General features: G+C 47.2%; 15 protein-coding genes (1 of these 15 cut by a window edge). All 15 read left to right on the top strand.

The annotated features are described in order from the left end of the window. Window positions 1-17, top strand: partial view of a helix-turn-helix transcriptional regulator gene (locus tag KIH86_RS08610; RefSeq protein ID WP_223110392.1) — the 3' end only. Its footprint begins 202 nt before the window's first position; only the last 17 of its 219 coding nucleotides appear in the window; its start codon lies beyond the left edge, outside the window; the stop codon is at window positions 15-17. A gap of 15 nt (window positions 18-32) precedes the next feature. Next, window positions 33-305 carry a helix-turn-helix domain-containing protein gene (locus KIH86_RS08605; protein WP_223083986.1) on the top strand — a complete coding sequence of 91 codons (273 nt, stop codon included), beginning with the start codon at window positions 33-35 and terminating at the stop codon, window positions 303-305. Window positions 306-348: 43 nt separating this feature from the next. Further along, the gene (locus KIH86_RS08600; protein WP_223083985.1) at window positions 349-1,152 is read left to right on the top strand and encodes a transcription termination/antitermination NusG family protein; all 804 of its coding nucleotides are present in this window, start codon (window positions 349-351) and stop codon (window positions 1,150-1,152) included. Next, a complete protein-coding gene (gene recD2 / locus KIH86_RS08595; protein ID WP_223083984.1) occupies window positions 1,152-3,398 on the top strand; it encodes an SF1B family DNA helicase RecD2 in 2,247 nt (748 codons plus the stop codon). Before KIH86_RS08600 ends, recD2 begins: the two co-directional genes overlap by 1 nt. 43 nt (window positions 3,399-3,441) lie before the next feature. Then, the gene (locus KIH86_RS08590) at window positions 3,442-3,633 is read left to right on the top strand and encodes a hypothetical protein (protein ID WP_223110390.1); all 192 of its coding nucleotides are present in this window, start codon (window positions 3,442-3,444) and stop codon (window positions 3,631-3,633) included. 146 nt (window positions 3,634-3,779) lie between these two features. Beyond that, window positions 3,780-4,223, top strand: coding sequence for a hypothetical protein (locus KIH86_RS08585; RefSeq protein WP_223083982.1), 444 nt, complete (start codon window positions 3,780-3,782; stop codon window positions 4,221-4,223). Next, the gene (locus KIH86_RS08580) at window positions 4,198-4,824 is read left to right on the top strand and encodes a hypothetical protein (RefSeq protein WP_223083981.1); all 627 of its coding nucleotides are present in this window, start codon (window positions 4,198-4,200) and stop codon (window positions 4,822-4,824) included. The genes KIH86_RS08585 and KIH86_RS08580 overlap by 26 nt, the downstream gene beginning before the upstream one ends. 550 nt (window positions 4,825-5,374) lie before the next feature. Continuing rightward, a complete protein-coding gene (locus tag KIH86_RS08575; protein ID WP_223083980.1) occupies window positions 5,375-5,650 on the top strand; it encodes a stage V sporulation protein S in 276 nt (91 codons plus the stop codon). A gap of 66 nt (window positions 5,651-5,716) precedes the next feature. After that, window positions 5,717-6,514, top strand: coding sequence for an HNH endonuclease (locus KIH86_RS08570; protein ID WP_223083979.1), 798 nt, complete (start codon window positions 5,717-5,719; stop codon window positions 6,512-6,514). After that, on the top strand, window positions 6,511-7,068 hold the full coding sequence (locus KIH86_RS08565; protein WP_223083978.1) for an HD-GYP domain-containing protein: 558 nt from the start codon (window positions 6,511-6,513) through the stop codon (window positions 7,066-7,068). The genes KIH86_RS08570 and KIH86_RS08565 overlap by 4 nt, the downstream gene beginning before the upstream one ends. Further along, entirely contained in the window at window positions 7,065-7,529 is a 465-nt protein-coding gene (locus KIH86_RS08560) for a metal-dependent hydrolase (RefSeq protein WP_223083977.1), read from the top strand. The genes KIH86_RS08565 and KIH86_RS08560 overlap by 4 nt, the downstream gene beginning before the upstream one ends. A 160-nt stretch (window positions 7,530-7,689) precedes the next feature. Further along, a complete protein-coding gene (locus KIH86_RS08555; RefSeq protein ID WP_223083976.1) occupies window positions 7,690-8,085 on the top strand; it encodes a hypothetical protein in 396 nt (131 codons plus the stop codon). A 346-nt stretch (window positions 8,086-8,431) separates the two neighbouring features. Further along, window positions 8,432-9,244 carry a hypothetical protein gene (locus tag KIH86_RS08550; RefSeq protein ID WP_223110388.1) on the top strand — a complete coding sequence of 271 codons (813 nt, stop codon included), beginning with the start codon at window positions 8,432-8,434 and terminating at the stop codon, window positions 9,242-9,244. Next, window positions 9,237-11,204 (top strand): VirB4 family type IV secretion system protein, encoded by a 1,968-nt coding sequence (locus KIH86_RS08545; protein ID WP_223083974.1) that lies wholly within the window; start codon window positions 9,237-9,239, stop codon window positions 11,202-11,204. The genes KIH86_RS08550 and KIH86_RS08545 overlap by 8 nt, the downstream gene beginning before the upstream one ends. Continuing rightward, window positions 11,201-13,405 carry a hypothetical protein gene (locus tag KIH86_RS08540; RefSeq protein WP_223083973.1) on the top strand — a complete coding sequence of 735 codons (2,205 nt, stop codon included), beginning with the start codon at window positions 11,201-11,203 and terminating at the stop codon, window positions 13,403-13,405. Before KIH86_RS08545 ends, KIH86_RS08540 begins: the two co-directional genes overlap by 4 nt. Window position 13,406 lies beyond the last annotated feature (1 nt).

Genomic DNA, 13,406 nt, shown 5'->3' with positions numbered 1-13,406 from the left:
ACCACATAAAGCATTGAAGGGTGTGAACAGGAATGAAGGGTTTTGGCAACATTGATTTGGAAGATATCCCTGATTACATAAATAGAAACGAAACGCTTTCACGAATAGTTCGAGAAACAGAAACAGATCACCAATTACGCCCAACACTTGATGTTTTAGACGTGGCTGATTACTTAAAGATCAGCAAATACACCGTCATAAATCGGATCAAGCAAGGACAACTCAAAGCCTATAAACAGGGCATCCGTTGGAAGATCAAGAGAGAATGGCTTTTAGAATATGAGCAAAATATGATCAGAAGTTAAATGCACTAATCTATATCTGATTTTTATCAAGGAGGCAAGAAGTATGGGAGCCGCATTTGCAATCCAAGTCATGACTGGTAAAGAGTTAAACGTAAAAAAATTAATGGAGTGGGCATTTTCCAAAAGCGAGACCGCTCAAAATTGGATTAAGGCTATTCATACTTTTACAGAGTCTACGTATCGAATCCTCAGTGACGGCAGCATAGGCAAGGGAATCCAGCGTGCCGTAATGCCAGGATACATCTTTCTAGAGATGGTCTACGGAGTAGACGAAAATAATCAGTCGGCTTATATCCCCGCAGAGGTGTGGCACCTTATTAAGAGTATACCCGGAGTTATCAAACAATTTACTCAAAGCGGACAAGTAATTGGGGCTGATGAGTTTCGAAAAATGCTCGGCTTAGATTTGGAAGAGCAAGTTGAAGTAATAGTGCCGGTTCAAGAGACACCAAACGGAAAAGAACAGCTTAAAGAAAACGAAAATGAAGTTGCGGCGGCGTTGCATAAGATGAATACTGCAAATACCCGTGAAGAGCGAGAAGAAGCTGAACAGGTTTTGAATAAGGCAGAAGGGGAACATAAGAAACTGTTGGAGATAGAGTACGAAGAATCCACCGGAGAAGTCGAGGTGGCAGTGAAAGAGGTAGGCCGAAATAGCCTTACATGTAAGATTAAGTCCTTCCTTCGCAACATGAAAGAGCATGTTCGCTTTTCTAAGGCACTTATGGAAAAAATTATATTACAAAATAAGCAACCAGACAAACTGACATCAGAATTTGTCTTTACTGAACTGATCCACTACATACGCAATTCTGGTGAGAATGGTATTTTCACAGGTGCAAGCTAATGGGAGCAGAAGCCGCAGAGCTTGAGTCTAGTAACGGGCAAATTATTTATTTTATACACCCAAAGAACGGGAGTTTAAATGCGGATAACAACTATGGTATTGCACAATGGATGCCGGAAAACGGAGCAGAACCCTATGCAATAAAAGGAAATTTGTTCGGTTTGAACAAAAAGGAACTGGTCACGATATTTGGGCGTTGGGAGCACCATCCCAAGTACGGAGATCAATTTGCTATCGAGCATTGGGAGCGTCCACTACCGAAGACCAAAGATCAGATTGCATCTTTTCTTGCATCCAAGTTTGTGAAGGGGTGTGGGAAAAAACGTGCTGAACTGATCGTGCAGTATCTCGGAGATCGGGCACTAGAGCGGATCATGGCTGAGGGAGCAGGGTGTCTTGCGGGAATTAAAGGGGTTGGAGCCAAGAATGCCTCTAAGATTGCCGAGAGCATCAAAGACAATTTTGAAATCCAACAGATCATGATGACCTTGCTTCCGTATGGTATCACTGCTGATACTATTACCAAGATATACAAGCAATGGGGAGCGGAATGTGTAGATATTGTTCGGCGGAATCCATATAAACTAACTGATATCCATTTGATTGGCTTTTCAAAGGCAGATGAAATAGCAGGAGCCATTGGGATTAGTTCAGATTCACCATATCGTCTGAATGCTTCATTGCAATATGTGTTGAATGATATGTGCTACGGCGGCGGTCATTGCTTCATCCCTGAAGGAGAGTTGATCGAGCGAACGTTTGAGCTTCTACAAAATGTGACGGAAGGGGATTTGCTAACCGAATTACAACTAATGTCTGCCCACGAACAGGTGATATGGGAAGATGATCGAGTATATCCGAAGCATCTGTACGTCTATGAGAAGAAAGTCGCCTATAAGCTGGCTTGCATGGCAAACCGGGCTAGCGAAGCTATGCCCAATTTCGAGCATACAATTCGGGAGCTTAATATTCGTGAGTACCAATTTAAGCACGGCATTGTTCTCGCAGATAAACAACGTGAAGCGATACGTGAGTTATTTCGACAGCAGTTGTTGATCGTCACAGGGAATCCGGGAACAGGGAAGACCACAGTCGTTCGAGCAATGATTGAAGTGTATAAGAAACAGTTCCCGGAGGCCCGAATCGGGCTGTGTGCGCCTACAGGCCGTGCCGCACGTAAGCTGGGAGAGTTAACGGGAATGGATTCTGAAACCATCCATATGATGCTGGGATTTCGTCCGGGAGCTGATCCTACGTATGGTGAGGATATGCCATTGCCCTATGACCTGATTATTGTTGATGAAGTGTCTATGAAAGACCTCCAGTTAGCTTATTACTTCTTTCAAGCAATTGGAACCAATACAAAAGTCGTTTTAATTGGTGACAGCGACCAGCTCCCGTCTGTTGGACCGGGCAATGTGCTACATGACATGATTGCAGCCGGTGTACCGCATGTGCGGTTAACGGAAATCTTCCGACAGGCACAAGAGAGTCAGATTGTCATGAACGCGCACCGGATTAACCGTGGCGAGTCTATTGTCATAGACAAGAATAAGGACGATTTCTTTTTCATTGAGCAGGTTGATCCAGATCGAACCGCTCACCTGATTGTACGAAGTGTTCTGCGGTTTCTGGAAAAGGGGTATAAGCTGGAGGATATTTTGGTTCTAAGCCCGATGAAGAAAGGCATCATTGGCACCGAGGAGTTAAATCGTGCATTACAGGCGGCAGTGAATCCACCGGCTGCGGGTAAAGTGGAATTGGTGATTAGAGAACACATTTATCGTCAAGGAGACAAGGTAATTCAGGTTCGCAATGACTACAACAAGAGAATTCTTAATGGGGATATTGGCACGGTAACAGGAACCGAGTTCCTCAGAAACGAGGACGGTGAACTGACGGATGAACTGGGGCTGGTTTGCGAGTTTCAAGGGAGAACTGTCACTTACAGCAAGCATGAGCTAAAGGATGTTTGGCTGGCTTACGCCATTACGATACACAAAGCGCAAGGTGGACAAGCCCCGGTTGTCATTATGCCTGTTTCCAGTAGTCATTATGTCATGCTGGCCCGGAATCTGATTTATACGGGATTGACCCGGGCTGAGCGGGTATGTGCAATGATCGGTACTCGGAAGGCGTTGAACATTGCTGTAGGCAATAATAAGCTGATTCAGCGTAATGCGGGGCTGAGAGCGGAGATTGAACTGCACATGCAGCAAATGAGTAACGTCTGTGCAACTCGGTAAGTTCGAAATAAATAGCGGGAGTGAGCAGATCAATATGGAATCCTTGAGAACAGTCAAGCAAGGTGAACGCTTGATTTTTACGATTGCAGGCAAGGAATGCGCCGGAGAGTGCATTGAAGTTGAAAAGAGTGGGGTCTGGATGGTTTTTGATGACAATCCAGAAGTGGAGAACTTTGTTGCCTATGAAGATAAGGCTATTTTCAGACGAGAGTCTGATATGCCGTTTGAGGATTAGAAGGCTTGTGAAAGTATATCCAACATGAGTCTAGCTGTTGCAGCATAATTGGAGCATCTGAAAGAGGATTATATTACACCTTTTTTCCATTTTATTGGATAAGGCACTTATGTTGCGTATAGCAAAGGCTTAATTAGGAGGTTAAAATGAACGATACTGAAGAGATTGAAGTGGTATACAACGTATCGGATAACATTATTTTCATAACTGAACAATCATACCTAACATCGGCCCAGGTAGCTTTTTTAATGGATATTTCAATTCTGATGGATGAAGAGAATGACTTAAAGAAGTTTACGATAGGAGGCATTGCCCAAAAGATCAAGCGTTCGGAACGTAGTGTAAGAGGGCTAATCAAGTCTTTAACAGAAAAAGGGATTTTGCTCCGAACTGTAGAGGGCTGGAGCGTACATCCAGAAGTAATGATTGTTGCCCACCCGGATCGAGTGCCATTGAAGGTAGTTGAGAAAGCAGTGAAAATGCGACGATACCTTGATGATAGAGGTATCTTTTTTCCGATCTCATTGGTTGCTGGAAAACGCTACGGAAAATGGAGACATTTACATGAGGAAGAGACTGCAAGAGGCTGAATACAACGCCAAGCAAAGAGAAGAATTGCACCCTGAAATTATGAATGTGGAGGAACGACGGGCTAATGAGAGAGGATATATGTATATCCGTAGGAATGAAAAGAACAGAGCCAGGTTCTCTCCACTTATTAATGAAAATTTCTGGTGTATTATTCAAGAAGAATATTTAACCAATGCAGAAAAGGCGCTCTTCATTGATCTGCTAGTTTTGGTGGAACTCGGGACGAACCTCATTATTCATCCTTCACAGGATCGTTACTGTAGCATTACAGATATTGCTGCCTTGCTTAAACGAGAGTTACGAAGTACCCGAGGACTTATCCATCAGTTGATTCATAAAGGCATTCTTTACGAATTTGTAGATCCATCACAAATTCGGAACTACGGCAGGGTAGTCAGTGAACGGCCATTGTATGTGAATCCAGAGGTATCCTACTCTGGAGATCGCAACAGAATCAATATGATAGCCGCAAGGCAGGTTTCCAGCTTCGATAGGATGGAGAAGAATAAGGTTTTATTACCGTGGAAATTGGATTTCAAACTTCATGATGAATATGCAAAGCTAGTGGAACGGGAGAAGCGCCTGAAAAAAAGGCGCTAATTTTTTTTGCCTTTAGAGCTGAACAGGGAGTAGTCTCGAAAGGGGGTAGGCAAAAATTTTCCTACATGTAGGCAGAAATTTTCCTACCCCAAAGGTCGAAAAATCCTTGTACAACAAGGGTTTTTGGGATTTGGCGGTTTATGTATTCTAACTCTATATATTGCGAACACGGAGCTGTATTGCGGAAGACAAAAGTTAATCCAACTTGAGTCTAGAACGCGCAGCATAATAAAGACATCCCCCAAACTTAGAAAAGGAACAGGCGCTTCTAGACCTGTTCTTTTTTTAATGATTGAAACCCTTGGGGGCTGGTGGCGAGTGGGGAGAAGCGGTGGACGGTGTTCCGTTACATTGTCGGTAGAGCGGAGGCGTAGCGCATCGAGCGCTTTAGATGATCCCTACTGTCCCCAGCCCCCAAATACACGAAAGGTATGCGCGTGCGCTGACGTTTTGCGAAGTCTCTGACCCGATTGCGGGTTGGGGACTTTTTGATTTTCAGTTTGCAGAAATACAGTAGCCCGCCTGTACCACCAAAAAGGAGGAAGATCACATGTTATTTAAGGTATCAGCAACTTCCAGAGTCAATCAGCTAGCAGGCGCTATCGTTTGGGCGATGCGTCAAGAGGGACAAGCGGAACTCCAGCCTATCGGCGCAAGTGCCGTGAATCAAGCGCTCAAAGCTGTAGCGGTAGCCGGAAATTTGATGAAGGCGCAGGATGTGAGTCTCGTATGCACACCGTCATTTGTTAAACATCATTTGGACGGTGGATCGGTTACGGGCCTGACTTTACGGGTCGGAACAGTGCCACTCGAAGCTGCTCTGTAAGCAAAAGGAGAGGAGCAAAGAACCGTGGGAGCTTTAACTAAGCCGGAGCGGGGACACAGTCCGCAGATGATTCAGCAGATTCGTGAGGAGTCCGGACATCAATGCGAGTATGAAGACCTTGCCGCAAATGAGCGTTGCAACCATCCAGCAGAAGGGGAACCGCATCATATTCGAACACGCGGAGCTGGCGGGGAGGATCGGCGCGAGAACCTAATCCATTTGTGCGGCTGGCACCATCAGTTATTCCATGGTGGGAACCTGGACCGCAATGAACTGATCGCCATTGTAGCTAAACGGGAGGGAGTAACGCCGGAAGAAATTGCAGATGTACTCAAGTTGCCGTATCAGCCTCCTGCAGCCCAGCCGGCCCCTCAGCCCAAGGTTGAGGAATTGCTGCAAGCCTATATTCAGGTGGATGAGCAAGAGCAGGAGACACGCTTTGTTAAAGGGCAACTGCTGGATGCCATGCTTGCTGCCGGAGCTGCACAAAAGTTTCTGGCATCGCAAATTGGTATTAGCCCGGCGCAGATTCGGGAGCTGGTTCATGTGTATCGTACCTTCCCTACACCGGAATCCCGTAACCCGACTCTGAGCTGGTATCATCACCGAATTGCCAGTCGAGCCAATCAACCAGCAGCGATTTTGGCTAAAGCCTGCGACGAAGCCATGAGTACGAGGCAATTGCGAAAGGCTATCTTGCAGCAGGAAGGGGCTGAACACCTTGCCAAACAAGAAGAGGATCAGGAGCAAAAACAGGCCAAGCAAATGCTGGCAGCGGTACAGAAGGTGTTGGATACCGGAAGCGAGGCCGCCAAGTGGTTAAGGGCAGAGTTGAAAAAGATACTGGAGGAGGAAGAAGATTGATATTGCAAAATGTGTTGGATGTGCTGGATCTCAAGCATGCTCAGAGGGTCAGCGAATTGGCGCAAGCGTTGGCGAAGGAAGCTGGACTAAATGAGCGGGAGACTCTTCTGGTTAGCAAGGGTGCGATGTATCACGATATCGGAAAAATTGCGATCCCGAAATCCATATTGGAGGCGACCCGTGGATTGACGGAGACAGAACGCCGAACAATGGAGAAGCATGTGGAATATGGCTTGTCTATCTTAGCAGCCTATACAGGGCAAGAAATGAGTGTAGCTAAAACGATCATTGCCACACATCATGAGCATTGGGATGGTTCTGGTTATCCGCAGGGCCTAAAGGGCGAACTAATTCCGCTATGCGGCCGCATTGTTGCCATCTGCGACGTGTTTGATGCTTTAACGTCGATCCGACCGTATAAGAAAGCTTGGCCGATTGGAGAGGCTATCAAATATGTGGCTGATAGAAGTGGTACTCAATTTGACCCGGTACTGACTGAAAAGTTCATACGAAACGTTGCCGTTCACTTGGGCAAAGTCGGAGTAAAAGTATGAACGGCATATCGCATATGATTGGCGGTGTAACGGCGGCGGCAGCATTGGGTATCCATTCTCCAGCTCCGCTTGCCATTGTGATAGTCGCAAGCCTGCTGCCCGACATAGACCGTCCAAACAGTTTGCTTGGGCGTTTTATCCCGTTGCTTCCGAGCGTGCTTGAAAAGGTGCCGGGCAAGCGGACCGTGACGCATTCCCTGTTGCTGGGAGTTGGTCTTTGGCTCATGATCCATCTGCTTAATCCCGGCTGGGCTTTGGCTTTTGCAATTGGCTTTGGCTCACATCTACTGTTGGACCTATTTACCGGCTATGTGGCTTTGTTGTGGCCGCTACCTGTAAAATTCGGCGTTCCGCTGTTTGGCATCCCTCCAATAGCTGTAGAGGTTGCAGCTATTGCCTGCTGGGGGGCTTGGATTGCTACGGGCGGTTATCACATCTTATGGACTCTGTTTCCTTTGTAGCGTCTGCATCTAAATGCAGGCGCTTTTTTAGGTAGAAAGGAGGTGAGGGAATGTTTGCAGGATGGATTAGCAAAAGGTACGGTATTGCTTGGACGATCAGTAAGTACCGTAAGGACAAGCGGGCAGGCGCGGTATAAGCAAATGAAGGGAGGGAAAAGTCGTGAGCATCAGGATGAAGCGGAGTGGTTTGGGTCTTTTCTTACTCGCAGTGCTTTTTGTGGCCTTAACTTGGTCGGTCCCTGCCCACGCAGAGACCATTAAAGAAAAAATTGTATCCAGCCAAGGAACCGGTGGTGTTTCTGGTCTGGAAAAACAGGTTGATGATTCGACGCAAAACGTTGTTTCCACAGCCCGTAAAATCTTTGTGAGCTTAACGATTGTTTTCGGCATTTGGCTGGGGATTTGCTATTTTAGAGCGGGCTTTTCGCCGGACTCGTTGCGGGAGACCAAAGGTCGAATTATGTTTTTCGTCCTTTTTCTGATTTTGTCGTTTTGGACGGAATCGATCCTTGGTGCGATCTTTAATTTCCTAGGCATTGATTTAAGCAAGTTGTAAATGTGAGGTGATGAAAGATGTGGGGACAATATCATCCGGTTCCTTATCAAAGTAAGATCAAGGAAACGTTTTTGCGTGTTTTCGGCATCAGCTTAAGTCTGGATCAGACATTGTGGTGGGCGGCGGGGGCTTTTTTATCGTATCGCTTTGCCCAGCTAGTTCCGCCAATCGGTCATGATTGGTTGTACTCGCGATTGCATCAGTTTATTCCCTTTGTCCTTTGCCTTTTTTTGTGTCATACGAAACATCAGAAGACGGGACTTCCCATTTGGCGCTACTACCGTCTCATTATTGGTCTGCGACTCCGGCAGCGGCGCTTTAGCTATCGGAAGTTACGAACTCCAGCATGGAACGAGGCGAAGCGATGAAGGGCTTGATTTTCATCGTTATTCTGCTGACTTTCGCCGTGTTGTGGTTTCGATCAAAGCGTAAGAAAAACAGTGTTCAAGAGCTACTTTCTAAAGAGACAGTGATCAGTATGGATGGCCTTGTTCAGAATGGAAATGAGTTTTCCATCCAAATTGAAGTCCAGCCTGCCAATCTCGAAAATGCATCAAATGATGAAAACAAGGCGGTGTGGCTGAACTTTTTGGGGATGATCAATACGATTGGACTTTCGTACAGTCTGATCATGCAATCCCAGCTCTTTGAAATGAAGGATTACACTTCGTTCTACCGGGAGCAGCCGGACAAGCTCAATCTCCCGCAGAAGCTCAGAGAAAGTGGTAGGAAAGTGGCAGATTACTTGGAACAGTCCACGGAAGAAGATCGAATTCGCCATTACAAGGGATATGTCATTCTTCGCTACAACGCTGTCTCCGTACATCAAACAGGCGTTCAGACCGGGAACGCAACTGTGGATGGGTGGCTGGGCCGCGCCATTCCCGCAAAGGAGCGCATGACTGATGCTGAGAAGGCAGATTTAGCCGGACAGATGCTGGAAGAGGCTGCGGATATGGTCTATGGCTTTTGCGAACAGGCCAATATGCAGTATCAGCGCCTTGATAGAGCGGGAATTTGGAATTATACCTATCAGACGGTGCAACGTGATTTGTCGCCCTATGCACGGATGATGGATGCGATTGAAGCGGGGGCATTCCAGCCTGAAAAGCGGTCGTTAAACGCCGATTGGAAAGGGGGCGATGCCGTGCATGTTTAAGTGGTGGCGTACCAAATCCAAGCTGGCACACTCTCAGCCTCCATCGTATGAAGGAAAGGCGCAAGGCGTGGATTTTGCAGCGCCTTCTATCCTAAATGAAGTGATACCGGGTGAGATCGTCAGCAACGGAACGAAAGCAACGGATTACGCGGTGGAAGTGGGAGGGACGCTGGTTCCTTCCCGGTTCTATCGCTCGTTCTTTGCTGAAATTGCATCCGGTAATACATGGTCGGGAATGCTGGATTCTTTAATTACCAGCGAGTATAGCAACGGGGATGTGGATGTAGCCATTCATGTTACCCCATCTAGTAATGATCGAGAGCTGAACGAAATTGGTCGTCGCATTGCCGGGCTGTATTCGGACTTGGCCGAAGAAACGGATGTACGCAAAATCGACTCCATGCGGGACGAAATCAATGATCTGAAGAACAGGCAAAAGCGTATTCGTTTGAACGTTGAGAAAAGCTTCAAGGTAAGCATCCAGGTCATCGCTAGCTCAAACGAATGGAAGTCCGTCATGCAGTTATGTCGGTCACTCGTCCAGCGCTTCGCTGGGAAGTCTATCTTTCTACGTGCAGCGGACGGGCAACAGCTTTCTGCTTTGAAATCGGTGTTGCCAACCACTTCCGGTTCTAAGCTAATGAAAGAGCATTACTTATCACTGGAAAGCTCCAACGTGGCCGATCTATTCCCGTTCGTTGGCGGTGGGCTTAACCATCGCAGCGGGATCATCCTCGGCAAAGATCGTTTGGGGCGTCCGGTGTGGCTCGATAACTGGCACCCGGAACTGACGAATTACCACATGTGCATTATCGGGCGATCTGGCGCAGGCAAGACGTATGCAGTGGAGCTAGTTATACATCGCTCTACGCATATCGGCAGGCAGGTTGGCATTATTGATTGGAAAGGTGAGTACGGGGATTTCCTGATACTAATCGGCTGCCCGTATTTGGAGCTACATGAAAAGTCGAAACATCGGATCAACCCTTATGATGTTGATATTACCGAATTAGCTGATGGATATCGGTATGTTGATCTGGAGGAAGCTTCAAACTCGGTTCAAGCGCTTGCCTTCAAAATGATTTCGGTTTATGACAGAACGACACTTACTGGTGAAGTGAAGGTGTTTATCGGCAATGCAATACGAGAGCAATATCACGATGCTGGTATTAGCCATGAGGTTGAAAGTCTGTTTGTAGACACGCCAATGCAAGGAGAGCAAGGACAATTCCGAGTTGGTAGACAGCGAAAGGCCATGCCGGAACTGGTCGGTTTGTTCCAGCGAATGGCGGCAAGCAGCCAAGAGGCGGTTCGGAAAGCCGCCGATATGATTAAACCTTTTACTCGTCTGGGTAATATGCCGTCTTATGCCATCTTCGACGGACCATCTACAGTAGAGTTGAAACACGCACCAGTATTCGGCTTTGCCATTAACCGGTTAGACCCAGAGATCATGCGGCCTATTGGCTTGTTTGTTGCAGAACGGTGGATGATGGAATGCTGGGCGAAAAAATTTCCGGACATTCAAAAGTTGCTGATTATTGAAGAGTCGCAAAACATCTTTCTGGATGAAGATTTTGGAGCGGTATGGGCAGAGAGTGCCTATCGTGAAGGGCGCTCAACAAATACGGGCGTTGTGTCAGTCACGCAAGGGCTTGAAGTCTTCACCCGTTCTCAAGCGGGCATGGCTGCGATCAAAAACAGCCCTGTCAAGTTGATTGGCATACAAGAATCACTGGATATTGATGCTGTCAGAGGCAAGCTGGCGTTGACAGAGGGCGAAGCTGATTATCTGGTCTATCAGGCTCGTAAAGGTGATTTGGTCGTTAAAGTGGACAATCAATCTACGATTGTGCATGTGGATGCTTCGCCGTTCGAAAACATGATGTTTACGAGCGATCCGAACGATCCGGCATATCAGGAGCGAAAGCGGCTGATCCGGGAGGCGGCTGCGGTATGACCCTTGCGAAGCGAATACTGGTCTGTGCCCTACTCTCCATCATGCTACTTGTTAGCGTATCACCAGTCTTTGCTGAAACCCCATCAGCCGGTTCAAATAACCAGAACCAAAGCAATAACCAAGGCATAATTGGGAAGCAGATGCAGAAGTACTATGAGGATGAGGATCACAAGCCCGGACTCATGGAACGAACGATAGCCGATCCACTTATTTCCGTCGCAAACTTTCTCCTGAACTTTTTCGGTGCAAAGGATGTTGTGACTCTCGTTTTCGGCATAGACCCTAGTCAGGAAAACTCTACGGATCAACGAGAAGGATTGTATTTAGGTGTTTTTACCGAAGGAATGATGAACGCCATTGACGCGCTATACAGTAGCTTCGAGCGTTTTATGCCGTTCCCCGTTATGTTGGCCGTTATGCTCATTGCTGCACTGCTGCTGTTTCAAGGTATGAGTGCAGATGGACGTTCAAAGGCCAAGGATTATATGGTGGCCTTTTTGGTCGGTCTTCTCTCCATTCGTTTCGGTTATTATATCTGGAACTTCGTTGCTTATGTGACGCAGAAATTTTCAACACTAATCTGGGCTACCATGCTAGATCATGACATACAGCCGGACAAATTCTTAAATATGATTTGGGGTGCTGGGACCGGATACGATGATATGATCAAGTATCGCGGATTCGTAGTAGCCCTGTTAGTTCTGTTGGCGGCAATTATGACTGCCGTACTTAATTATCAGTACACGATGCGCACAATTAACCTAATGGTGCTGGTGTCAACGTTTGTGGTTTCGGCTGTTCTGACCATTTTTCCGCGTTACCGGCAGTCGTTACAAACATGGTGGAATGAATTCACCTCCCAAATGCTCTTGCCCTGTGCCCATGCTCTGGCACTGGGGCTTTTTTTCTTGTTGTTACGCTATAGTAGCGACGATGTATCCAATTGGATTATCGTTGCTTATCTATTTGGCTTCAGCACGATTCAAGCTCTCGTAACTCGATTGCTCGGGGGCGAAGACGGCGGCGGAAAAGTAGGGAAAGCGATGGGGTTTGGCACGATGATGGCCCTTAGTTCCATACTGCGTAAAAATAAGAAAGGTAGACAGACAAAAGGAGTCGGAGATCAAGGAGCGTCAGAAAGCGTGGGAGGTGACGAAGGCTTAGAAAGTTCGGGTCAAGCTGCGGCAGCGACACCCGTCATTAAGCAACAAAGGGCACAAGGTTGGAAGAAAACCGCTGGGAAAGTGGGTGGTAAGGCAGCAGGCTATGCCCTGCAATATGGTAGCCGTGCAGTCGGGGCCATTGCAGGTACGTCTATCGGGATGATGACTGGTAATCCACTAGTTGGTGCAATGGTTGGTGCAAAGGCGGGCGGAGCGGTAGGTGGAGTGCTCGGCAAAGGAACAGCGATGCTGGGAAAAGGAACAATAATGCTGGGAAAAGGAAGCCTGCTGGTAGGTCAAAAAGTAGCACATGGTATAGGAAATCGCACATCTCGATCAGAATCTGAGGCAGCCGAGAACCCGACAGAAGAATCTTTGTCAAATGAGACAGGCAATGAAGGCTACGTGCAACCGATGAACCTGGGAGGTCGGAGAATTGGGGCTTCCAGAGCAACAAGTGCAGCTTCAGTCCGGAACGGGAGTTCGGTCGGGAATAAAAGAGTTCACAACAGCAGAGCGTATGCGGGTCAACAAACAAACCGGCCTGCTGGTTCTGCTGGTATACAGAATAACGGAGTGAGCGGTTCGTCAGCAAAGTCGAGTACATCGGGTACAAGACCTGTTGGCTCCAGTGGAACGGGTCGGGGTCGCCATACTGTCAATACAGGAATTATTATTGACGGGGGTAAGGTCAATTCGGATATCATTTCTGTTAATAATGGCTCTTCTAATAATGGTTCTTCCAATAACCATGCTCGAACCCAAAATACAGGGACATCTACATCGGGCCGTCATAACAGGGGGATTTGGATTTCAGGAGGAGATGTAAAAGCCAAATCCATCCGAGTAAATGGAGATACCTCTGGGGATGGTGTGAGAATTACGGGCGGTCAAGTGGAAGCCGAACATATCACGCCGAATACGGATATCCGGCCAAACCGTCCAAACACCGAAGTCACTCCATCGAACGCTCCATCAAAGCCAGCCGCAGCGCCCGCAGCACCTCCTCAAAACAGACATTACAACTATGATTTGTGAG

Source organism: Paenibacillus sinensis, assembly GCF_019904155.1.
Lineage (GTDB): Bacteria > Bacillota > Bacilli > Paenibacillales > Paenibacillaceae > Paenibacillus_AQ > Paenibacillus_AQ sinensis.
This window is presented reverse-complemented; position numbering and strand designations above follow the sequence as displayed.

Coding starts and splice junctions, on each gene's coding strand:
- KIH86_RS08570 (WP_223083979.1), top strand. CDS start 5,717: ATGATTCAGCAGATTCGTGAGGAGTCCGGACATCAATGCGAGTATGAA.
- KIH86_RS08600 (WP_223083985.1), top strand. CDS start 349: ATGGGAGCCGCATTTGCAATCCAAGTCATGACTGGTAAAGAGTTAAAC.
- recD2 (WP_223083984.1), top strand. CDS start 1,152: ATGGGAGCAGAAGCCGCAGAGCTTGAGTCTAGTAACGGGCAAATTATT.
- KIH86_RS08585 (WP_223083982.1), top strand. CDS start 3,780: ATGAACGATACTGAAGAGATTGAAGTGGTATACAACGTATCGGATAAC.
- KIH86_RS08605 (WP_223083986.1), top strand. CDS start 33: ATGAAGGGTTTTGGCAACATTGATTTGGAAGATATCCCTGATTACATA.
- KIH86_RS08575 (WP_223083980.1), top strand. CDS start 5,375: ATGTTATTTAAGGTATCAGCAACTTCCAGAGTCAATCAGCTAGCAGGC.
- KIH86_RS08550 (WP_223110388.1), top strand. CDS start 8,432: ATGGAACGAGGCGAAGCGATGAAGGGCTTGATTTTCATCGTTATTCTG.
- KIH86_RS08540 (WP_223083973.1), top strand. CDS start 11,201: ATGACCCTTGCGAAGCGAATACTGGTCTGTGCCCTACTCTCCATCATG.
- KIH86_RS08580 (WP_223083981.1), top strand. CDS start 4,198: ATGAGGAAGAGACTGCAAGAGGCTGAATACAACGCCAAGCAAAGAGAA.
- KIH86_RS08545 (WP_223083974.1), top strand. CDS start 9,237: ATGTTTAAGTGGTGGCGTACCAAATCCAAGCTGGCACACTCTCAGCCT.
- KIH86_RS08560 (WP_223083977.1), top strand. CDS start 7,065: ATGAACGGCATATCGCATATGATTGGCGGTGTAACGGCGGCGGCAGCA.